This window comes from Pseudomonas sp. Pseusp49 (assembly GCF_059491875.1).
In genome coordinates this window covers 791,379-814,348 of the sequence record NZ_CP168514.1, presented here as the reverse complement: position 1 = coordinate 814,348, position 22,970 = coordinate 791,379, and the positions used below count along the sequence as shown (strand labels likewise).

18 protein-coding genes are annotated in these 22,970 nt (G+C 59.7%); 10 read left to right on the top strand and 8 right to left on the bottom strand.

What is annotated here, in order from left to right:
- Window positions 1-7 precede the first annotated feature (7 nt).
- The 6 genes from ACEN83_RS03465 to ACEN83_RS03440 all read right to left on the bottom strand — a co-directional run bounded on the left by ACEN83_RS03465 (window position 8) and on the right by ACEN83_RS03440 (window position 7,413).
- Window positions 8-1,453: an aldehyde dehydrogenase family protein gene (locus ACEN83_RS03465; protein ID WP_495579515.1), complete on the bottom strand. Its 1,446-nt coding sequence runs from the start codon at window positions 1,451-1,453 to the stop codon at window positions 8-10.
- 61 nt (window positions 1,454-1,514) lie between these two features.
- Window positions 1,515-2,426 carry a 5-dehydro-4-deoxyglucarate dehydratase gene (gene kdgD / locus ACEN83_RS03460; protein ID WP_007976489.1) on the bottom strand — a complete coding sequence of 304 codons (912 nt, stop codon included), beginning with the start codon at window positions 2,424-2,426 and terminating at the stop codon, window positions 1,515-1,517.
- Window positions 2,427-2,839: 413 nt separating this feature from the next.
- Window positions 2,840-3,589 (bottom strand): FadR/GntR family transcriptional regulator, encoded by a 750-nt coding sequence (locus ACEN83_RS03455; protein ID WP_492585643.1) that lies wholly within the window; start codon window positions 3,587-3,589, stop codon window positions 2,840-2,842.
- Window positions 3,590-3,772: 183 nt separating this feature from the next.
- A complete protein-coding gene (locus ACEN83_RS03450) occupies window positions 3,773-5,500 on the bottom strand; it encodes an ABC transporter ATP-binding protein/permease (RefSeq protein WP_495579514.1) in 1,728 nt (575 codons plus the stop codon).
- Between the two features lie 97 nt (window positions 5,501-5,597).
- Entirely contained in the window at window positions 5,598-6,158 is a 561-nt protein-coding gene (locus ACEN83_RS03445) for a response regulator transcription factor (protein ID WP_007973041.1), read from the bottom strand.
- Window positions 6,151-7,413: an ATP-binding protein gene (locus ACEN83_RS03440; protein WP_102698840.1), complete on the bottom strand. Its 1,263-nt coding sequence runs from the start codon at window positions 7,411-7,413 to the stop codon at window positions 6,151-6,153. Before ACEN83_RS03440 ends, ACEN83_RS03445 begins: the two co-directional genes overlap by 8 nt.
- Before the next feature lie 230 nt (window positions 7,414-7,643).
- On the opposite strand from ACEN83_RS03440, the gene ACEN83_RS03435 reads away from it, so the two are divergent.
- The 10 genes from ACEN83_RS03435 (at window position 7,644) to ACEN83_RS03390 (ending at window position 21,003) form a co-directional block, all read left to right on the top strand.
- A complete protein-coding gene (locus ACEN83_RS03435; RefSeq protein WP_495579513.1) occupies window positions 7,644-8,360 on the top strand; it encodes an SIMPL domain-containing protein in 717 nt (238 codons plus the stop codon).
- Window positions 8,361-8,807: 447 nt separating this feature from the next.
- Window positions 8,808-10,433, top strand: a complete 1,626-nt coding sequence (locus tag ACEN83_RS03430) for an ABC transporter substrate-binding protein (protein WP_007973045.1) — start codon at window positions 8,808-8,810, stop codon at window positions 10,431-10,433.
- A gap of 303 nt (window positions 10,434-10,736) precedes the next feature.
- Window positions 10,737-12,338 (top strand): ABC transporter substrate-binding protein, encoded by a 1,602-nt coding sequence (locus ACEN83_RS03425; RefSeq protein ID WP_495579512.1) that lies wholly within the window; start codon window positions 10,737-10,739, stop codon window positions 12,336-12,338.
- 174 nt (window positions 12,339-12,512) lie between these two features.
- Window positions 12,513-13,946: an OprD family porin gene (locus ACEN83_RS03420; RefSeq protein ID WP_116580950.1), complete on the top strand. Its 1,434-nt coding sequence runs from the start codon at window positions 12,513-12,515 to the stop codon at window positions 13,944-13,946.
- A gap of 78 nt (window positions 13,947-14,024) precedes the next feature.
- Window positions 14,025-15,620, top strand: coding sequence for an ABC transporter substrate-binding protein (locus ACEN83_RS03415; protein WP_007973048.1), 1,596 nt, complete (start codon window positions 14,025-14,027; stop codon window positions 15,618-15,620).
- Window positions 15,621-15,693: 73 nt separating this feature from the next.
- Window positions 15,694-16,704, top strand: a complete 1,011-nt coding sequence (locus ACEN83_RS03410) for an ABC transporter permease subunit (RefSeq protein WP_007973049.1) — start codon at window positions 15,694-15,696, stop codon at window positions 16,702-16,704.
- A 10-nt stretch (window positions 16,705-16,714) separates the two neighbouring features.
- Window positions 16,715-17,626 carry an ABC transporter permease subunit gene (locus ACEN83_RS03405; RefSeq protein WP_007973050.1) on the top strand — a complete coding sequence of 304 codons (912 nt, stop codon included), beginning with the start codon at window positions 16,715-16,717 and terminating at the stop codon, window positions 17,624-17,626.
- A gap of 10 nt (window positions 17,627-17,636) precedes the next feature.
- Window positions 17,637-18,605, top strand: coding sequence for an ABC transporter ATP-binding protein (locus tag ACEN83_RS03400; RefSeq protein WP_007973051.1), 969 nt, complete (start codon window positions 17,637-17,639; stop codon window positions 18,603-18,605).
- Complete coding sequence (locus ACEN83_RS03395) at window positions 18,605-19,585, top strand: peptide ABC transporter ATP-binding protein (RefSeq protein ID WP_007973052.1); 981 nt, start codon at window positions 18,605-18,607, stop codon at window positions 19,583-19,585. Before ACEN83_RS03400 ends, ACEN83_RS03395 begins: the two co-directional genes overlap by 1 nt.
- Before the next feature lie 230 nt (window positions 19,586-19,815).
- Window positions 19,816-21,003: a hypothetical protein gene (locus ACEN83_RS03390; RefSeq protein ID WP_495579511.1), complete on the top strand. Its 1,188-nt coding sequence runs from the start codon at window positions 19,816-19,818 to the stop codon at window positions 21,001-21,003.
- Between the two features lie 166 nt (window positions 21,004-21,169).
- On the opposite strand, the gene ACEN83_RS03385 is transcribed toward ACEN83_RS03390, so the two are convergent.
- Entirely contained in the window at window positions 21,170-21,424 is a 255-nt protein-coding gene (locus ACEN83_RS03385; RefSeq protein ID WP_495579510.1) for a hypothetical protein, read from the bottom strand.
- A 146-nt stretch (window positions 21,425-21,570) separates the two neighbouring features.
- Entirely contained in the window at window positions 21,571-22,806 is a 1,236-nt protein-coding gene (locus ACEN83_RS03380; protein WP_495579509.1) for an MFS transporter, read from the bottom strand.
- Window positions 22,807-22,970 lie beyond the last annotated feature (164 nt).

Sequence of the window (22,970 nt, the reverse complement as noted above, 5' to 3'; positions counted from 1 at the left end):
ATTGCGTTTAAGAACCGATGTAGCTGGTTTTCACGACCGTGTAGAACTCTTGCGCATAGCGACCTTGCTCACGTGATCCATAGGATGAACCTTTACGCCCACCGAACGGAACGTGGTAATCCACACCGGCGGTCGGCAGGTTGACCATCACCATCCCGGCCTGGGAGTGGCGCTTGAAGTGGTTGGCATATTTCAGCGAGGTGGTGGCGATACCCGCCGACAGCCCGAACTCGGTGTCGTTGGACATGGCCAGCGCGGCTTCGTAATCGGCGACGCGGACGATGTTGGCCACCGGGCCGAAGATCTCTTCGCGGCTGATGCGCATCGATGCTTCGCTGTCGGCAAACAGGGTCGGCGCGAGGAAGTAGCCCTCGGTCTCGCAGGTCACCAGACCACCACCGCTGACCAGACGTGCACCTTCGGACTGGCCGATGTCGATGTACTTCATGTCCTGTTCAAGCTGCGCTTGCGAGACCACCGGACCGATGTCGGTGCCAGCCTTCAATGCATGGCCGACCTTGATCGACTTCATGCGCTCGGCCATGGCTTCGACGAACTTGTCGTGGATGCCAGCGGTGACGATGAAGCGGCTGGATGCGGTGCAACGCTGGCCGGTGGAGTAGAACGCGCTCTGTACCGAGAGCTCGACCGCTTGTTTGAGGTCGGCATCGTCGAGAATGATCTGCGGGTTCTTGCCGCCCATTTCCAGCTGGACCTTGGCCTGACGCGACACGCAGTTCACAGCGATCTGACGACCCACGCCCACCGAACCGGTGAAGCTGATGCCATCGACTTTCGGGCTGTTGACCAGCGCTTCGCCGACTACGCGACCGCTGCCCATCACCAGGTTGAACACGCCGGCCGGGAAACCGGCGCGGGAGATGATTTCCGCCAGGGCCCAGGCGCAACCCGGCACCAGATCCGCCGGTTTGAGCACCACGCAGTTGCCATAGGCCAGGGCCGGGGCGATTTTCCACGACGGGATCGCGATCGGGAAGTTCCACGGGGTGATCAGACCGACCACGCCCAAGGCTTCGCGAGTGACTTCAACGTTGACGCCCGGACGTACGGACGGCAGGTAGTCGCCGGACAGACGCAGGCATTCACCGGCGAAGAACTTGAAGATGTTGCCGGCGCGGGTCACTTCGCCGATGGCTTCGGGCAGGGTCTTGCCCTCTTCCCGGGCCAGCAGGGTGCCGAGTTCTTCGCGACGGGCGAGGATTTCAGTACCGACTTTATCCAGGGAATCGTGGCGCGCCTGGATGCCGGAAGTGGACCACGCCGGGAACGCGGCACGGGCGGCGTCGATGGCTGCGTTGACCTGGGCCAGGTCAGCCTTGGCGTAATCGCCGATGGCATCGGTCAGTTCGGACGGGTTGATGTTGGTCGAGTAATCGCCGCCGGAAACCCACTCGCCGTTGATGTAGTTATCGAAACGCTTTGCATCTGCCACTTTAAGATCTCCTCACGCAAAAAGCCGCTGATTGCTCAGCGGCCTTACTTAATCGGATGTGTTACTGCGCACCCTGCTTGTCGATCAGCGCGGCGAGCATTTCATACTCTTCGCCGGTCAGATCGGTCAGCGGTGCACGAACAGGACCCGCGTCGTAGCCGGCAATTTTTGCCCCGGCCTTGACGATGCTCACGGCATAACCGGCCTTGCGGTTACGGATGTCCAGGTACGGCAGGAAGAAGTCGTCGATGATCTTGCCGACGGTGGCGTGATCTTCGCGAGCGATCGCGTGGTAGAAGTCCATCGCGGTTTTCGGGATGAAGTTGAACACCGCCGAGGAGTAGACCGGCACGCCCAGCGCCTTGTAGGCCGCGGCGTAGACTTCGGCGGTCGGCAGACCACCCAGGTAGCTGAAGCGATCACCGAGGCGACGACGGATCGACACCATCAACTCGATATCCCCCAGGCCATCCTTGTAGCCGATCAGGTTCGGGCAGCGCTCGGCCAGGCGTTCCAGCAGCGGCGCGGTCAGGCGGCAGACGTTACGGTTGTAGACCACCACGCCGATGTTGACCGATTTGCACACGGCTTCAACGTGGGCGGCAACGCCGTCCTGGCTGGCTTCAGTCAGGTAGTGCGGCAGCAGCAACAGGCCCTTGGCACCCAGACGCTCGGCTTCCTGTGCGTACTCGATGGCCTGGCGGGTCGAACCGCCCACGCCGGCCAGGATTGGCACGCTGGTGGCGCACGTGTCGACCGCCGTCTTGATGATTTCCGAATATTCGCTGGCCGCCAGAGAGAAGAACTCACCGGTGCCGCCCGCGGCGAACAGCGCCGAGGCGCCGTATGGGGCCAGCCATTCGAGACGCTTGATATAACCCGCGCGATTGAAGTCGCCCTGAGCATTGAAATCGGTGACCGGGAAAGACAGCAGACCGGAAGAGAGGATGGACTTCAGTTCTTGTGGATTCATTATTCGAACACCCTGGATAGCGACGTTGTGTGAGAAAACCGTTCAGCCTGCGCTGAAGTTGTAGGTCATCGTACAACTTAAAATGCAACCGTCAACTGCATTTCATCGCTGGGGGTGGAAATTGTTCGACACGAAAATGCAAAACCCTTGTTTTAAAGGGCTTACGCTGAAGGGAACAGGGATGATCACACCTCGAAAAACAGGTGCTCAGGAGATACGTTGTCGGAAGATTGTGGTGAGGGATAGAGGCTGACTGTAGGTTTTGTGGGATGGCTTACGGCCTCTTCGCGAGCAAGCCCGCTCCCACATTTGAATTTCTGCGAACTCACAATTTGTGAACGACACCGATCAAGTGTGGGAGCGGGCTTGCTCGCGAAGGGGCCGTAAGCCAATACCGCCTTGGATCAGAACACTCAGCCCCGCTGCGCCTCAGCCTCTTCATGGGCATGGCGCAACCGTTCACGACTGTTGGTCAGGTGCAAACGCATGGCGGCCCGGGCCGCATCGGAATCCTGACGGGCAATGGCGTCGTAGATTTCCTCGTGCTCACGGCTCAGGCGCCCCATGTAGTGCTGCTGGTCGTCATGGGCCAGGCGCGCGGAATTCAACCGTGTGCGAGGGATAATGCTGGTGCCCAGGTGGGTCATGATGTCGGTGAAATAACGGTTGCCGGTGGACAGCGCTATTTCGAGGTGGAAGGCGAAATCCGAAGCCACGGCATCACTGGCATGGGCGGCGCTTTCATTCAACGCATCGAGGGCGGCGCGCATGTTGGCCAGTTGTTCCGGACTGCGACGTTGCGCCGCCAGCCCGGCAGACTCCACTTCCAGGCTGATCCGCAGCTCCAGGATCGCCAGCACATCGCGCAAGGTCACCACGGTCGCCGGGTCGATACGAAAGCCACTCGGGCTCGGTGTGTCGAGCACGAAGGTGCCGATGCCATGGCGGGTTTCCACCTGGCCGGCCGCCTGCAGACGGGATATCGCTTCGCGCACCACCGTGCGGCTGACACCATGGGCATCCATGATGGCCGACTCGGTGGGCAACTTGTCGCCACGCTTGAGATGACCGTCGCGGATCTGCTCGGACAGCACCGTCACCAGTTCCTGAGCGAGGCTGCGGCGCTTGCGTGGGAGGCGTGGTGTGTCGATCAGGTTTTCCATGGTGTACGTCGGTCTCGAAAAGTTCGGCGGCTGAAAGCGCATCATAGCGCAACGCGGTTGTACGATCACCCATCCCCCTGAACCCCTGTAGGAGCTGCCGCAGGCTGCGATCTTTTGATCTTGCTTCTTTAAAATCAAGATCAAAAGATCGCAGCCTGCGGCAGCTCCTACAGGGGCGGGTGTTTATGCGGTCACGGCCTGATCCACCAGATGGCCATTCTCGATACGAACATGCCGCGGATGGAAGCGCTTGAGGCTGCTGCGATGGCCGACGCTGACAATGCTCAGCCCCGGCAATTCATCGATCAGCACCTGGTACAGCGTGGCCTCGTCTTCTTCGTCCATCGCCGAAGTCGCTTCGTCCATGTACAGCCATTGCGGTGCATAAAGCAGCGCACGGGCAAAGGCCAGGCGCTGCTGCTCACCCGGAGACAACATGCGCTGCCAGTGGTTGGCTTCGTCGAGACGGGCAATCAGGTGCGGCAAACGACAGGTTTCCAGCACCTGCACGTAGCGCTCGTTCGGATAGGTATCACCGGGCTGTGGATAACTGAGGACATCACGCAGGGTGCCAATCGGCAGATACGGCTTTTGCGGCAGGAACAGGTAACGCGCCGATGGCAGGCGAATACTGCCGTGGCCGGCCGGCCACAGGTGTCCCATCGCCCGCAGCAGGGTCGACTTGCCGCTGCCGGAGCGACCGCTGAGCATCACACGCTCGCCCTCCTCCACGGTCATCTCGGCGTTGGTCAGCAGGTGACGACCTTCCGCCAGGTCGAGGCCGAGGTTGTGCACCTTCAGGACGGAGCCCGAATTCTGCACGTCGATGGCGGGAGCACGCTCTTCGTTGTCACGCATGGCCTGGTGGAAGCTCAGCAGACGATCGCAGGTGGCGCGCCAGGAAGCGAGGCTCTGGTAGGCGCTGATGAACCAGCTGAAGCTTTCCTGCACATTGCCGAACGCCGAGCTGATCTGCATCAGTTCGCCCAGCTCGATCTTGCCGGAGAGGTAACGCGGCGAGGCCACGATGAACGGGAAGATGATGGCTGCCTGGCTGTAACCGGCGGTGAAGAACGTCAGGCGCTTGGACACCTTCATGATGTCCCAGAAGTTATGCCAGACCATCCCGAAGCGACTGCTCAAGCGACGATTTTCGTTCGGTTCGCCGTTGTACAACGCGATGCTTTCGGCATTCTCGCGAATCCGCACCATGGAGAAACGCAGGTCGGCTTCAAAGCGTTGTTGTTGGTTGTTCAGACCGATCAGGCGTCGACCGATCAAATGCGTCAGCCAACTGCCCACCACGGCGTAAACCAGCACGCACCAGAACATGTAGCCGGGAATGGTGATGCCGAACACTTCGATACTGCCCGACACGCCCCACAGAATGATCGAGAACGACACCAGGCTGACGATATTGCGCAACAGCCCGATACCCAGTTCAAGGGTGTTGGAGGTGAAGTTGTTGAGGTCTTCGGAAATCCGCTGGTCCGGGTTATCGGTGTAACCGCCCTGCTCCAGCTGGTAGTAGTTTTTGTCCGCCAGCCAACGGCTGAAATGCTTTTCGGTGAGCCACGCCCGCCAGCGGATCGTCAGCATCTGCGTCAGGTAGAGCCGATACACCGCGCCGACGATCGCCACCGCCGCAATCGCACAGAAATACAGGATCAGTTGCCAGAATGCTGCCTCGTCCTTCTTTTGCAGGGCGTTGTAGAAGTCCTTGTACCAGGTGTTGAACCACACCGAGATCCCCACGCTGATCAGCGACAGCGCAATCACTGCGATCAGCAGCGTCCAGGCCTTGACCTTCTCTTCACTGCGCCAGTAAGGCGTGATCATTGCCCACACTTTGCGAAAAAAATGCCCGCGCACGGCGTCGTTGACCGCGGAATACTCAGCGTTCTGATTCATGGATAAGGCTCGATAAAGAAAAGAACACGCACGAACCGATCATAGATGATCGGTCCGGTTTGTCGCGAGAAACGGCCCGCATTCGTTCAGCGCAGGTTCAGCGGCGAACGGGACGCTTCTGCAGTTTGCGCTGCAGGGTGCGGCGGTGCATGCCCAGGGCGCGGGCAGTGGCGGAGATGTTGCCTTCGTGCTCGGTCAGCACGCGCTGGATGTGCTCCCACTGCAGGCGGTCCACGGACATCGGGTTTTCCGGCACAAGGCTGTCGAGGTCGGCGTGTTCGGACAGCAGCGCCGCCAACACGTCGTCGGCGTCAGCCGGTTTGCACAGGTAGTTGCAGGCACCGCGCTTGATCGCCTCGACGGCGGTGGCAATGCTCGAATAACCGGTGAGGATCACCACGCGCATTTCCGGGTCCATTTCCAGCAACTTGGGCAACAGCACCAGGCCCGAATCGCCGTCCATTTTCAGGTCCAGGGCGGCGTAATCCGGCAGATCGGCCTTGGCCAGTTCCAGGCCTTCTTCGGCGGAACCGGCGGTGCTGACGCGAAAACCGCGGCGGGCCATGGCGCGGGCCATGACGCGGGTGAATGTGGCGTCGTCATCGACCAGCAACAAATGCGGCAGTTCTTCGCCTTCGACTTGGATCTCTTCACTCATGTTCGTCTCCTCGGGCGACACGGGGAAGGCGCAGCTCGGTGAGCGTGCCGCCTTCCTCATGACTGTAGAGTTTCACTGAGCCGCCGGCGCGTGTCACGCTGGCCTTGCTCAAAAACAGGCCCAGGCCGAAACCTTTGCCCTTGGTGGTAAAAAACGGCTTGCCGATTTGCTCGGCGATGGCCAGCGGCACCCCGGCGCCATGGTCACGGATGCTGATGGTGAGGTTTTCCCAATCCCAGTCCAGCGTCACCTGCAGCCCTTCGGGGCAGGCGTCGGCCGCGTTGTTCAGCAGATTGAGCAACGCCTGGGTCAAGTCCGGCGGCGGCGCCATGCGGGGTACCGGGCCCTGGCCGAGGCGCTGGAAGCGATAGCTGGCTTCCGGGCGCATCAGGTGCCAGCGATTGAGGGCTTCATCAAGCCAGTCGGTGACGTCCTGCATCTCCACCGCCAACCGACGATTGGCCTCCGCGGCGCGCACCAGATGCTGCAAGGTCTCTTTACACAGCTTGACCTGATCCTGCAGCACGCTCAGGTCATCCTGCAACATCGGGTCAGGGTGGTCCTGACGCATTTCCTTGAGTAACACACTCATGGTCGCAAGTGGCGTGCCCAGTTCATGGGCGGCACCAGCGGCCTGGGTGGCGACGGCCAACAGTTGCTGATCGCGCAGGCCTTCTTCGCGGCGAATGGCGCGCAGCTCTTCCTGACGACGCAGTTCTTCGGCCATGCGTGCGGCGAAGAACGTGATGACCGCTGCCGCGAGGGCAAAGCTCAACCACATCCCGTACACCTGCAGGTTTTCCCTGGCGATGGGGAAGGTTTGCAGCGGATAGAACTGCGCCAGCAACAGTGTGTACATCGTCAGCGCAATCCCCGAGAGGATCACCGAATAACGCCATGGCAACGTCACGGCGGCAATGGTCAGCGGCACCAGGTAATAGGAGACGAAGGGGTTGGTCGAGCCACCGGAGAAATACAGCAATGCGCTGTGGATAAACAGGTCGCAAGCCAGTTGCACGGCGTATTCGAGCTCGGTCACCGGCCACGAGGTGCGCAGGCGAATCGCTGTGAACACGCACAACAGCATCGAACAGGCGAGGGTCGCAGCCAGTTGAAACCAGGGCAGGGGCAACAGTTCGAGCCAGTAGGCCAGGCCCACGGAACCGGCCTGGGCGGCCAGCACCAATGTGCGAATGAATGTCAGCCGCCAGAGGTTCTGGCGAGTGGCGGAAGTGATTTGAACGGGGGCGAGCATGAGCTCTCCTGATGAGCGCTCCAGGCGGATCGCAGGGAGTATAACCAAGCGCGGGGGCTGACAGGCAAAAGTGCGGCAAAAGGACACAGAGAAGCAGCTACAAGTTTCAAGCTGCAAGCCACAAGATAAAAGCTTGTAGCTTGTAGCTTGAAACTTGCCGCTGCTCCATAGAGTCTGATGGTTTCACGCAGGTCCGGACCATACCCCTGCGCACCTTTCAAGGAGCCTTCATGCACACATTCCGCCGCAGCGCCGCCCTCCTCGCCCTGAGTCTCGGCACCGTCGCCAGCCTCCCGGCCCTGGCCGCCGATGAGTTGCATTACAACCAGATTTCCCTGCGCGCCGAAGTCAGTCAGGAAGTGGCCCGCGATCTGATGATCGTGACGCTCTACACCGAAGAACAGAACAGCGACCCGGCCAAACTCGCCGCCGACGTCAGCACCACCATGAACAAGGCGCTGGCCCAGGCCAAGCAGGTCAAGGACATCACCCTGCGCCAGGGCAGTCGCAACAGCTACCCGATCTACGACACCAAGGGCCAGAAAATCACCGGCTGGCGCGAGCGCGCCGAATTGCGCCTGGAAAGTTCGGACTTCGCCGCGCTGTCGAAGCTGACTGGCGAGCTGCTCACTGACCTGAAAATGGGCGGCATGGACTTCGCCATCGCCACTCCGACCCGCAAGGCCAGTGAAGACGCCTTGCTCAAGGACGCCGTGAGCGCCTTCAAGGCCCGCGCCCAACTGGCCACCGATGCCCTTGGCGGCAAGAGCTACAAAATCGTCAACCTGAACCTCAACAGCAACGGTTATCCACAGCCGTACCTGCGCGCACCAATGATGATGAAAGCCGCCGCCATGGACAGCGCCCCGGTGACGCCGGATGTCGAGGCCGGCACCAGCCAGGTCGGCATGACCGCCGATGGCTCGATTGAAGTGCTGATGCCTTGAATCGATAGCCCGTAGACAAAAACGGCGATCATCAAAATGATCGCCGTTTTTTTTGGCAGTTTTCCGGCATGAGCTATAACTGGATAGGTCCACCCGAGAAATGCCGTCGATTGGCCACTATCGGTGCAACAATAACCACTCTTATTCACGCCATGCCCACCCCACAATCCGGGGTATGAATAAGTAACACCCCCGCCCCACGCGGGAGCAACCCGAGTCAGGCGCGCACTGTAAAAGTGCGTCACTTGCACCGTAAAAACGCCGCGCAAACGGTCAAATGCGTCAGGAATTATACAAATGCGACATTAAGGTACGTTCGTGCCACCGTTTAAGGCTTGTAGTCACTCTGGATCTTGCATTGGGTATGGCCCCTGCATAAGTATCCGCAGGCACGACTCACGAGGTCGTCCTCTAATTCCAAAAATGACAACAAATCATGAGGCCACCATGCTTAAACAAGCGGTCATTCCGTTTTTAGTCGGCGCCAGCCTGTTGGCTAGTGCACCGTTCGCTCAAGCTGCGACTAACCTGGTGTTCTGCTCCGAAGGGAGCCCGGCCGGTTTCGATCCAGGTCAATACACCACCGGAACCGACTTCGACGCCTCTGCAGAAACCATGTTCAACCGCCTCACCCAGTTCGAGCGCGGCGGCACCGCTGTCATTCCAGGTCTGGCGACCAGCTGGGACGTCTCCGATGACGGCCTGACCTACACCTTCCATCTGCGTGAAGGTGTGAAGTTCCACACGACCCCGTACTTCAAGCCGACTCGTGAGTTCAACGCCGACGACGTGCTGTTCACCTTCAATCGCATGATTAACAAGGATGACCCGTTCCGCAAAGCGTACCCGACCGAATTCCCGTACTTCACCGACATGGGGATGGATACCAACATCACCAAGATCGATAAAGTCGACGACAAAACTGTCAAGTTCACCCTCAAGGACGTTGATGCCGCGTTCATCCAGAACATGGCCATGAGCTTCGCCTCGATCCAGTCCGCCGAGTACGCTGCCCAGCTGCTCAAGGAAGGCAAGGCCGCCGACATCAACCAGAAGCCGGTCGGCACTGGCCCGTTCGTGTTCAAGAGCTACCAGAAAGACTCCAACATCCGCTACACCGGGAACAAGGACTACTGGAAGCCTGACGACGTGAAGATCGACAACCTGATCTTCGCCATCACTACCGACCCGTCGGTACGTATCCAGAAGCTGAAGAAGAACGAGTGCCAGGTCACCCTGTTCCCTCGTCCGGCCGACCTGAAGGCGCTGAAAGAAGACAAGGACCTGAAGCTGCCTGACCAGGCCGGTTTCAACCTGGGTTACATCGCCTACAACGTGATGCCCAAGGTCAAGGGTCAAACCGATGCCAACCCGCTGGCCGAGCTGAAGGTTCGCCAGGCACTGGACATGGCAGTCAACAAGCAACAGATCATCGACTCCGTGTACCAGGGCGCCGGCCAACTGGCCGTCAACGCCATGCCACCGACCCAGTGGTCCTACGACACCACCATCAAGGATGCGCCGTACAACCCTGAGAAAGCCAAAGAGCTGCTCAAGGAAGCCGGCGTGAAAGATGGCACCGAAATCGTGCTCTGGGCGATGCCGGTACAGCGTCCATACAACCCGAACGCCAAACTGATGGCAGAAATGCTGCAGTCCGACTGGTCCAAGATCGGCCTCAAGGTCAAGATCCAGAGCTACGAGTGGGGCGAGTACATCAAGCGTTCCAAAGGTGGCGAGAACCAGGCAATGCTGATTGGCTGGAGCGGTGACAATGGTGATCCGGACAACTGGCTGAACGTGCTGTTCGGCTGCGACTCGCTGGAAGGCAACAACTTCTCCAAGTGGTGCGACAAGAAGTTCGACGACATCGTCAAGCAGGCCAAGCGCACTTCCGACCAGGCCAAGCGCACCGAACTGTACAAGCAGGCGCAACACGTCCTCAAAGATGCAGTCCCAATGACACCTATCGCTCACTCGACGGTGTTCCAACCTATGCGCGCCAACGTGCAGGACTTCAAGATCAGCCCATTTGGCTTGAACTCCTTCTACGGCGTCAGCGTCAGCAAATAAGGTTTTGCAACGGCGACGTTTCTGACGTCGCCGTTGCTTTATCTACCGAGCAAGCAGGAATTTGCCTACATCCAAATCCGCAGCTGACTACAGCATCGGGTGAGGACGCGTCGCCATTTCCTACGAGTCTTTAGGACTCTACGCATTTACTGCCGGACCCGTGGCTCATACCGTCGGGATCCGACCAGTACACGCGTGGGTCATCGGTTACTGCTGCGTGCATGGCTTGAAATCAGTGACGCCTCCACGTCTACGGACGGGGCGACCGCTCATTGACAACACTTTGAGAGAAAAGGGAGCGTTATGCGCCATACCTTGGTTTTATCCGCATTGCTGGGCACCGGCCTGTTGGCCGCCACCTCCATCAGCCAGGCCGCCAACAACAGCCTGGTATTCTGCTCCGAAGGCAGCCCCGCCGGTTTCGACACGGCGCAGTACACCACTGCGACCGACAACGACGCCGCCGAACCGCTGTACAACCGGCTGGCAGAGTTTGAAAAAGGCGCGACCAACGTCGTACCGGGCCTGGCCACGAGCTGGGACATCTCCGAGGACGGCCTCAAATATACGTTTCACCTGCGCGAAGGAGTGAAGTTTCATACCACCAAATACTTCACGCCAACCCGCGACTTCAACGCCGACGACGTGCTGTTCACCTTCAATCGCATGCTCGATCCGCAACAACCATTCCGTAAGGCTTATCCGACAGAGTTTCCGTACTTCAACGGCATGAGCCTGAACAAGAACATCGCCAGGGTCGAAAAGACCGGGCCACTGACCGTGGTCTTCACGCTCAACAGCGTGGACGCCGCGTTCATCCAGAACATCGCCATGAGCTTCGCCGCCATCCTGTCGGCTGAATACGCCGACAAGCTATTGGCCGAAGGCAAGCCGAGCGACATCAACCAGAAGCCGGTCGGCACCGGGCCGTTCGTGTTCAAGAGCTATCAGAAAGACTCGAACATCCGTTACACCGGCAACAAGCACTACTGGGCTCCTGACCGGGTCAAGCTCGACAACCTGATTTTCGCCATCAACACCGACGCTTCGGTTCGCGTGCAGAAACTCAAGGCCGGCGAGTGCCAGATCACCCTGCACCCGCGCCCTGCCGATGTGCCCGCACTGAAGAACGACACGGCCCTGCAACTGATCGAGAAGCCTGGTTTCAACCTCGGCTACATCGCCTACAACGTGCGTCACAAGCCGTTCGACCAGCTCGAAGTGCGCCAGGCGCTGGACATGGCGGTGAACAAACAGGGCATTCTCAACGCCGTTTACCAGGGTGCGGGGCAACTGGCGGTCAACGCCATGCCGCCGACCCAATGGTCCTACGACGACACCATCAAGGACGCCGCCTACAACCCGGAAAAAGCCAGGGAACTGCTCAAGGCCGCCGGCGTCAAGGAAGGCACTGAAATCACCCTCTGGGCCATGCCGGTCCAGCGTCCGTACAACCCCAACGCCAAGTTGATGGCCGAAATGCTCCAGGCTGACTGGGCGAAGATCGGCCTCAAGGTCAAGATCGTCAGCTATGAGTGGGGCGAGTACATCAAGCGCACCAAGAATGGCGAGCACGACATCAGCCTGATCGGCTGGACCGGTGACAATGGGGATCCGGACAACTGGCTGGGCACGCTCTACAGCTGCGACGCCATTGGCGGCAACAACTATTCGATGTGGTGCGATCCGGCCTACGACAAGCTGATCAAGCAGGCCAAGGTCGTCACCGACCGTGACCAGCGCACCCTGCTCTACAAACAGGCGCAGCAGTACCTCAAGCAGCAGGTGCCGATCACGCCAGTCGCCCACTCAACGGTCAACCAGCCGCTGAGCGCCAAAATCGAAGGGTTCAAGGTGAGCCCGTTCGGTCGCAACGTGTTCTCGGGTGTCAGCATAGAAAAATAACCGATTAGCCAGAAATGCCGGGGGGCGGATTTTCCGCCCTCACGCAGACGCTTTGCCGTCTTTTGCCCATTTGGCTGACAGCAAACGTTTGCGATGCCGTGAATGAGTTCTAAACCAATAGCCGGATCACAAAAAAAAGACCGGTATAAAAAAAGAAAGTAAGGAGCTTTACCCATGAAACTGAGCAGCACCGCGTTATTGGCCTTGGCCATAAGCAGCGTAACCGCCACGGCTTACGCAGAAACTCAAAGCCAGGCTTTCACCCCGGTTACCGTGAACGAGAAGAACGCCCAAAGCGAAGCCACCGGATTTGTCGAAGGCCAGTCGATCACCGGCACCACGCGTAACTGGTACGCCAATGAACAACTGAAACGTGGTGCAAAATTCAAATACAACGATCACGGCACGCTGGCCGAGACCGATCGTCGTATCAACTGGGTCCAGGGCACTATCGTCAAGTACAACTCGGGCTTCACCGAAGGGACTGTCGGTTTCAGCACCGAAGTGGCGGCCTACAACGCCATCGCACTGGACCGGGACCGCAAAGACCTGGCCTCCGGCAACGGTGGCGCACCGGGCTCTCGTCCAAACGCGGGCAACAACCGTACCCTGACCAAAGAGGGCGGCGACGCTCAAGGCCAGTGGAGCAAAGTGGGCCTGGCCAACGTCAAGGCCCGTGTCTCCAACACCACCCTGACCGCCGGCCGCATGAACTTCAGCAGCCCGATGGTCGACGTGATCGGCAACCGCGCACTGCCTTCGAGTTTCGAAGGTGTGGCCATCCACAGCGAAGAGCTGAACAACCTGGCCTTCGACCTGGCCACCTTCGACCGCAACTCACCGCGTACCGAAGAAAGCCAGCGTAAATTTCGCACCGAATACGCCAACGGCATCGTCGAGACCGATCACGTCTACACCGGCGGCCTGACCTACACCCCATTTGCCAGCCTGACCACCAGCCTCTGGGCGACCCAGGCGGAAGACATCTGGAACCAGTACTACTTCGGCGCGTCCCACGTTCTGGGCGACAGCCAGGTACTGAGCCTGACCACCGGCCTGAACTACTACAAGACCCAGGACACCGGAAAGGCCCTGATCGGCACTATCGACAACGACACCTATTCCCTGTCGTTCGGCCTGACCCACCAGGCCCACACCCTGACCCTCTCGTACCAGGAAGTGAACGGCAACGAGTACTTCGACTACCTGCACGAAACCAACGGCATCTACCTGGCCAACTCCCTGCTGTCGGACTTCAACGGCCCGAACGAAAAATCGTTCCAGGTTGCCTACGGTCTGAACATGGCCGAATACGGCGTGCCAGGCCTGAAGTTCAACATTTACCAGGCGCGCGGCTGGGGTATCGACGGCACTCACTACACCGGCAACGGCGGCGTGCCTGGCAAGGGTTACGACGGCATCCAGTCCCAGGATGGCGAACACCACTATGAATACGGCATCGGCGCAACCTACGCCGTGCAGAGTGGCCCGCTCAAGGCCACCACGATCCGCGGTACCTACACCGCTCACCGTGCCAGCGAAAACCAGGCTGACGGCAGCATCAACGAGTTCCGTCTCGTGACCACGGTTCCGTTCAACATCCTGTAATGCTCGCGCCTGACGGCTGATTCAATGACGAATCGGCCGTTCGGCTTTTGTCCTTTAACTGATTGCAGAGGGTTCTTGATGAAAATGCTTCCCCTACGTGCGGCCATCGCGGCCGCGTTGCTCAGTGTCGCTGTCGGCGTCTCGGCCAAACCCTTGGTGGTTTGCACCGAAAACAGCCCCGAAGGCTTCGACATGGTCCAGTACACGACTGCAGTCACAGCCGACGCCGTGGCCGAAACCATCTTCAATCGCCTGGCGGACTTCAAGCCCGGCACCACTGATGTGATTCCGGCACTGGCCGAATCCTGGGACATCAGCGAGGACGGTCTGACGTACACGTTCCACCTGCGTAAAGGCGTCAAGTTCCACACCACCGAATACTTCAAGCCGACCCGCGACATGAATGCCGACGACGTGGTCTGGAGCTTCCAGCGTCAGCTGGACCCGAACCACCCATGGCACAAGCTGTCGAGCGTAGGCTTCCCGTACTTTGAAAGCATGGGCTTCAAGGAACTGCTGAAAAGCGTCGAGAAAGTCGACGACAACACGGTCAAGTTCACCCTGACTCGCCGCGAAGCGCCGTTCCTGGCCGACATCGCCATGGCGTTTTCTTCGATTTACTCCGCCGAATACGCCGACCAATTGCTCAAGGCCGGCAAGACCGGCGATCTGAACAACAAGCCGGTCGGCACCGGTCCATTCGTCTTCCAGCGCTACAACAAGGATGCCCAGGTTCGTTTCAAGGCCAACCCGGACTACTTCCGTGGCAAGGCACCGGCTGACTCATTGATCTTCGCCATCGCCACCGACAACAACGTGCGCCTGCAGAAGCTCAAGGCCAACGAATGCCAGGTCGCGCTGTACCCGAAACCGGACGACATCCAGAGCATCAGGAAAGACACCAAGCTCAAAGTCGACGAACTGAACGCGATGACCGTTGCGTACATCGCCATCAACACCACTCACAAATACCTGAGCGACGTGCGTGTGCGTAAAGCCATCGACATCGCCTTCGACAAGGAAGCAGCCGTCAACGCGCTGTTCGGCAAAGGCAATGCGACCGCGGCGGTCAACCCGTTCCCGGACACCCTGCTGGGCTACAACCACGACCTGAAGAACCCGCCCCGTGACCTGGACAAGGCCCGCGCCCTGCTCAAGGAAGCCGGCGTACCGGAAGGCACGGTATTCACCCTGTTCACCCGTAACGGCGGTGGTGCCACCAACCCGAACCCGATGCTCGGCGCGCAGATGATGCAAGCCGACCTGGCCAAGGTCGGGATCAAGATCGACATCCGCGTGATGGAATGGGGCGAAATGCTCAAACGCGCCAAAAACGGCGAGCACGACATGGTTTCCGCCGGATGGGCGGGCGATAACGGCGACCCGGATAACTTCCTTACGCCTATGCTCAGTTGTGAAGCGGCCAAGAACGGAGAAAACTACGCACGCTGGTGCAATGACAAGTTCCAGGCGCTGATCGATCAGGCCCGGGAAAAAACCGATCCGGCCGAACGTGCAGCGCTCTACGAGCAGGCCCAGGTTATTTTTAACCAGGACCAGCCATGGATCAGCATGGCGCACACTAGAATGTTTACCGCAATGCGCAACAACGTAGAGGGCTATCACATTAGCCCCCTCACCACGAACAACTTCGCCACCACCCAGGTGAAGTAGATAAGAAAACTCCCGGCATTCCTGACACAGGGATGCCGGGCACGCCTAACCGGCTGATGAGGTACACCTTACGATGTTTAGTTTTATTGCCCGCCGACTGGGGTTACTGATCCCCACGTTTTTCGGCATCACCTTGCTGACATTCGCGTTGATTCGCATGATCCCTGGCGACCCCGTGGAAGTCATGATGGGCGAACGCAGAGTCGACCCGGAAATGCACGCTCAGGCAATGGAACGCCTAGGTCTGAACAAACCCCTGTATGCCCAGTACCTGGATTACATCGGCAAACTGGCCCACGGCGACCTCGGGGAATCCCTGCGTACCCGTGAAAGCGTCTGGAACGAATTCACTTCCCTGTTCCCCGCGACCCTGGAGCTGTCCATGGCCGCCCTGTTGTTCGCCGGCATCCTGGGCCTTCTGGCCGGGGTGATCGCGGCACTCAAGCGAGGGTCCCTGTTCGACCATGGGGTGATGGGTGTCTCCCTGGCGGGATACTCGATGCCGATCTTCTGGTGGGGCCTGATCCTGATCATGTTCTTCTCGGTGAGCCTGGGCTGGACCCCGGTATCCGGACGGATCGACCTGCTCTACGACATCGAGCCACGCACCGGCTTCATGCTGATCGATACGCTGCTGGCCAACGAGCCGGACGCCTTCTTCGACGCCCTGCACCACCTGATCCTGCCGGCCATCGTGCTGGGGACCATCCCGCTGGCGGTGATCGCGCGGATGACCCGCTCCTCGATGCTCGAAGTACTGCGTGAAGACTACATCCGCACCGCCAAGGCGAAGGGCCTGTCGCCGTCGCGCGTGGTGTTCGTGCACGGCCTGCGTAACGCGCTGATTCCGGTACTGACCGTGGTCGGCCTGCAAGTCGGCACCCTGCTGGCCGGTGCGGTCCTGACCGAAACCATCTTCTCGTGGCCCGGCATCGGCAAATGGCTGATCGAAGCCATTGGCGCCCGAGACTATCCCGTCGTGCAAAACGGCATCCTGTTAATCGCCTGCCTGGTGATTCTGGTCAACTTCGTAGTGGACATCCTCTACGGCTTTGCCAACCCACGCATCCGTCATCAGCGCTGAGATCATGACCATGACCACTCCAATTCCATCGGTAGCAGTCGATCAAAGCCTGCTGTACCCGTCTCCGTACAAAGAATTCTGGCAAGCGTTCTCCAAGAACAAAGGCGCCGTCGCCGGCCTGATGTTCATGCTGCTGGTGATTTTCTGCGCCATCTTCGCCCCGTGGGTCGCCCCCCACAACCCAAGCGAGCAGTACCGCGATTTCCTGCTGACCCCGCCGGCCTGGCTGGAAGGTGGGCAACTGCAGTTCCTGCTCGGTACCGATGAACTGGGTCGCGACCTGCTGTCGCGCCTGATTACCGGCTCGCGCCTGTCGCTGCTGATCGGCTTGTCGTCGGTGGTGATGTCGCTGATCCCGGGGATCCTGCTGGGTCTGTTCGCCGGGTTCTTCCCGCGCGTGCTCGGCCCGACCATCATGCGCCTGATGGACATCATGCTGGCCCTGCCGTCCCTGCTGCTGGCCGTGGCGATCGTCGCCATCCTCGGCCCTGGCCTGATCAACACCGTGATCGCCATCGCCGTGGTGTCCCTGCCGTCCTACGTTCGTCTGACCCGCGCCGCGGTGATGGGCGAACTGAACCGCGACTACGTGACCGCTGCGCGCCTGGCCGGTGCCGGCCTGCCACGCCTGATGTTCGTCACAGTGCTGCCCAACTGCATGGCGCCGCTGATCGTTCAGGCCACCCTGAGTTTCTCTTCGGCGATCCTCGATGCCGCCGCACTGGGCTTCCTCGGCCTTGGCGTACAACCGCCAACCCCTGAGTGGGGCACCATGCTGGCTTCGGCCCGCGACTACATCGAACGCGCCTGGTGGGTGGTGAGCCTGCCTGGTTTGACCATTTTGCTCAGCGTGCTGGCAATCAACTTGATGGGTGACGGCCTGCGCGACGCGCTGGACCCGAAACTCAAGAACGCCGCCTGAGGAGATTCCCATGTCACTGTTAGAAATCAAGAATCTCAACGTTCGCTTCGGCGACAAGAACGCCACGCCAGTCGTCGACGGCCTCGACCTGAAAGTGGACAAGGGCGAAGTGCTGGCCATCGTTGGCGAGTCCGGTTCCGGCAAGTCCGTGACCATGATGGCGCTGATGGGCCTGATCGAGCACCCCGGCATCGTTACCGCCGACTCGCTCAGCTTTGACGGCAAGGACATGCTCAAGCTGAACAATCGCCAGCGTCGGCAGATCGTCGGCAAAGACCTGTCCATGGTCTTCCAGGATCCGATGACCGCGCTGAACCCGAGCTACACCGTCGGTTTCCAGATCGAAGAAGTGCTGCGCCTGCACCTGAAAATGTCCGGCAAGGCGGCCCGCAAGCGTGCCATCGAACTGCTGGAAAAAGTTGAAATCCCGGGCGCCGCCAGCCGTATGGACGCCTACCCGCATCAACTGTCCGGCGGTATGAGCCAGCGTGTCGCGATTGCCATGGCGATTGCCGGCGAACCGAAACTGCTGATCGCCGACGAACCGACCACGGCACTCGACGTGACGATTCAGGCGCAGATCATGGACCTGCTGCTGGCGCTGCAGAAAGAGCAGAACATGGGCCTGGTGCTGATCACCCACGACCTCGCGGTCGTGGCCGAAACCGCCCAGCGCGTGTGCGTGATGTACGCCGGCCAGGCGGTCGAAGTCGGTCAGGTGCCACAACTGTTCGACATTCCGGCCCACCCGTACAGCGAAGCGCTGCTCAAGGCGATTCCGGAACACAGCCTGGGTGCCTCGCGCCTGTCGACCCTGCCGGGCATCGTTCCCGGTCGCTACGACCGTCCGCAGGGTTGCCTGCTGTCGCCACGCTGCCCGTACGTGAAAGACAACTGCCGTCAACAACGTCCGGCCCTTGACCAGAAAAGCAACAGCCTCGCTCGCTGCTTCTACCCGCTGAACCAGGAGGTGGCGTAATGGCCGTCGTTCTTACCGCCCGCGACCTGACCCGTCATTACGAGGTGTCCCGAGGCCTGTTCAAGGGTCACGCCACCGTGCGCGCCCTCAACGGCGTGTCGTTCGAACTGGAAGCCGGCAAGACCCTCGCTGTCGTCGGTGAATCCGGTTGCGGCAAATCCACCCTGGCCCGTGCCCTGACCCTGATCGAAGAGCCGTCCTCGGGTTCCTTGAAAATCGCCGGCCAGGAAGTGGCAGGCGCCGACAAGGCCCAGCGCAAGCAACTGCGCAAAGACGTGCAGATGGTGTTCCAGAGCCCGTACGCCTCGTTGAACCCTCGGCAGAAAGTCGGTGATCAGCTGGCCGAGCCACTGTTGATCAACACCAACCTGAGCGCTGCGGAACGTCGTGAGAAAGTCCAGGCGATGATGAAGCAGGTGGGCTTGCGTCCCGAGCACTACCAGCGTTATCCGCACATGTTCTCCGGCGGTCAGCGCCAGCGGATCGCCCTGGCCCGGGCGATGATGCTGCAACCCAAAGTGCTGGTGGCAGACGAACCGACCTCGGCGCTGGACGTGTCGATTCAGGCACAGGTGCTCAACCTGTTCATGGATCTGCAGCAAGAGTTCAACACCGCCTACGTGTTCATCTCCCACAACCTGGCGGTGGTTCGCCACGTGGCCGACCATGTGATGGTGATGTACCTGGGTCGCCCGGTGGAAATGGGCACGAAAGAGGACATCTACTCCCGTCCCCTGCACCCCTACACCCAGGCACTGTTGTCGGCGACGCCCGCCATCCACCCGGATCCGGACAAGCCGAAAATCAAGATCGTCGGCGAGTTGCCTAACCCGCTGAACCCGCCACCGGGCTGCGCCTTCCACAAGCGCTGCCCGTATGCCACTGCGCGTTGCAGCACTGAAGAGCCGGCCCTGCGCCTGCTCGACAATCGCCAGGTGGCCTGCCACTACGCCGAGCAATTCCTCGACGGCGCGGCGTAAAAAAGCGCCTCAGTCATTGGGGCGCGCTTGAATCAGGCAAACCCCTTCTCTTGCGATTGCGCATCAATCGACGGAGGAGGGGTTTTCTTTTGTTTGCACAAGCGCACGGCCATTTCTGACAGTTACGCACGCCCAGCTGCTTTGTTTGAATCCTGTCGGAGAGTCTTGTGTCACGTGACACAAGGCGTAGACCCGGAAACATTCAAACTACAGGGACAGGTGCAAGCATCATGAAAATTCAAGCAACAGACGAAAACGCTGGTCAACTAGACCCGGCATTTGGTGTTTTTGGACAGATCAGACCTGACTTTCTGGCGGGCTCGGTCAGGGCCGTTGTGTTGTCGGCTGAAGGCTCCCTGACCTACGCCACTCGGCAGGGAGAGGGTTTCACTCTGTACCGCACCGATTCTGACGGTATCAAGGACAAGGCGTTTGGCAAAGACGGGAACACCAGTGAGTGGCAATTCGTCAGCGGTAAAAAGGCAAGTCCGTCGCGTTTGCTACTGCAAGAGGATCGCAAGATCCTGGTAATCGGAGATACCCGAGAACCCGACGGTATTGGCCGGGCAGCACTGAGACGCTTTCATGCCAACGGCAGCCCTGACCTGGACTTCGGCAGTGTCGTCGTTCCTGTAGCACAGCATGATTATTCCCAAGTGGCATTGATCGACGGTTGCCTGCAGGGTGATGGAAAAATACTTGTGGCGTTCAGCTATTTCATCAGTGAGTCCGAAGGGTCACTGCTGGCTCGCCTGCACAATAATGGCGAACTCGATACCGGTTTCGGCAAAAGCGGTTTTGTCGAGATCGAAACCGGGGGCGACTTCATCCGGCTTTGCAGTGTTGTGATTCAAGACGGAAAAATCGTTGTTGGCGGAACCACCACATCCGGTCAGCTCGTTCTTGCACGTTATGATCTGCTGGGGCAGATCGATAGCCAATTTGGTGTCGATGGTTTTACTTTCCTGGCAACAACCGATGGCTCACTCAAAATGAGTCAACTCATTCTGCAGGCTGATGGCAAGCTGGTATGCGCCGGCGGTCTCAAGGAGAGCATGGGCATGGCGATGAGGTTTACCGCGGACGGTCACCCCGATAAGGAGTGGAATGGCGGGCTTCCTGTACTCACCAACACCGGTCCTGAAACAGTCTGGCGATCCCTGGCCCAGCAGCCGGATGGCAAGATTGTCGTGGTCGGTAACAACCGGGCACTCCATATCATCGCTGGCAGGTTGTTGCCCAATGGAGACTATGACACCCGCTTCGGCGGGACTGGGTCCGGGTGGGTTTCTTTCGGTCCTTCAGGAGGATTGCCGTGGGATGTGAAGGTCCAGAGCGGTGCTCGCATTATCGTTGGCGGCGAGGCTTTCATCGAAATGGGGAATCGCGGCCCGGTCGTCTACGGGCTTCAGGCCTGATCCCGTTCTCGACGGCGCGGCATAAAAACAGTGGGAGCGGGCTTGCTCGCGAAGGCGTCATGCCAGTCGGTATCAATATCGACTGACAGACTGCTTTCGCGAGCAAGCCCGCTCCCACAGGGGCGGCGTTTTAACCCAACCCCTTCTACCGCTCGCCATCGAGCGATTACGTCTGGCTATCGCCCTCTTCTTCATCGGAGTCCGGCTCGTCGGTGGTCGAGTCATCGTCGTTGTCAGCACCACCCTGCCCCTGATCTCCCGGTTCCGATTCGGATTTGGCGAGCATCAACCCCGCGTATCCCGCTTGCCCGCTCGAAGCCTGTTCCCCGTGATCGATGCACTCGGCCCACGCCGTCGACGTCCCGAGCGATAGCATTACCAACACCTTCACCAGCAGTAAAACGCGAAACAACCTGTTCATAGCCGATTCCTTCCTTTCGTGGAGTGCCTGTCTGGCGCTGAGTGAAATCTAGTTCCGATCAGCCGGGTTCTCCAGATTGGACGCTGACGAGCGAGCAGAAATGCACTCGGCAGAAAGACCGGTTTCAAATATACCCAATAGCCGGATCAACTAAGCGAAACCGTTCGGCCAGGTTGCCCCTCAAGCTTGTCTGGAGCGCGAGGACAGGTGGCCTGATAAATCATGGGTATGGACAGCAGCGCCAGTGCCGCACTGGCCAGCCACACACTGTGCCCGCCAAAGTGACCGTACAACTGACCGCCAAGCATGGGCGACAACAGTGCACTCGCACTCCAGCTCATGAAAAACACGCCAAAGTACTGCCCGCTTTTTCCACGTTGCGCATGCTGCATGACCCGTGCATTCAGTGGCGGCATGAACAGCGCCTCGCCCAATGTCCAGACCACCGTCGACAGACAGGCATAGAGCAGCCCGGAACCCAACGGCAACATACCGAGCCCACAGGCCAGCAACAGACTGCCCGCCACCAGTTGGCGACGCGTACCCCAGCGTTCGCCCCAATGGGTCAACGGAATCTGTAACGACACCACCAATACGGCATTCAATGCGAACTGCCAGCCGATCGCTTCGGTGCCCAGGCGATAGTAGTCACGCAGGTAGTTACCCAGCGTGCTGTAGACCGTGTCGAATGCCATCCCGAGCAAGACCGTCGTCGCCAATAACCAGAGAAAGGGTTTGTCGCGATACGGCACGCATGTGCCTGAGCCGGTATCAGGCCTTTCATCAGGCACCAGTACCGGTCGGCGCCATGTCGTGCGGACAAACCAGAGCAAGGCCAGCAGGGTCATGGCTGCGCTGGCGAAGAACACCCAGCGAAAATCGGTCTGCGCCAAAACGCCGCCTGCCACCCCGGCAACGGCCATTCCGAGGTTCCGGGCTACCCGGCTCAAGGCCTGTGCCCGAGAACGCTGCGCAACCTCGCAATACTCCATGATCAGCCGCTGATGCAGCGTACGGATCGCCCCGTCGACGGCCCCGCTGAGCAACAGCAGCCCGGCCAGCAACGGCACCTGCGTGACCAGCCCGAGCAGGATCAGCACCCACATCGACACAAAGAACAGCGCCGCGGTGAGCCGTGCCGTGCGCACATGGTCACTGAGCAAACCACCGAGCATCGAGCCGATCAGCAATCCAGCGCCATAGGCTGACAACAGCCAGCCAACGGTTTCAATCGCCAGCCCCAGTTCCTGACGCAGGTACAGCGCCATGAACAACTTGACCATGCTGCTCAATCGATTGATGAACAACAGCGCCGCGAGAACCCAGGCCATCACGCCGAAATAGCCGTCCAGCCTAAGCAGATGAGTCAGCCGATGCGTCATTCCCTTGATCATCAAGATGGCCGCTGATTGCGAAATGTGTCTCGGACACTAAACGCCAACGACTGACTTGTCGCGGGCAAATCTCCCCATAGGGAAAAAACAGAGGCAGGCTACAAACGCGAAGGAAAAGACCTACGCAATCGCCTCCAGCGCAAAATCAATCC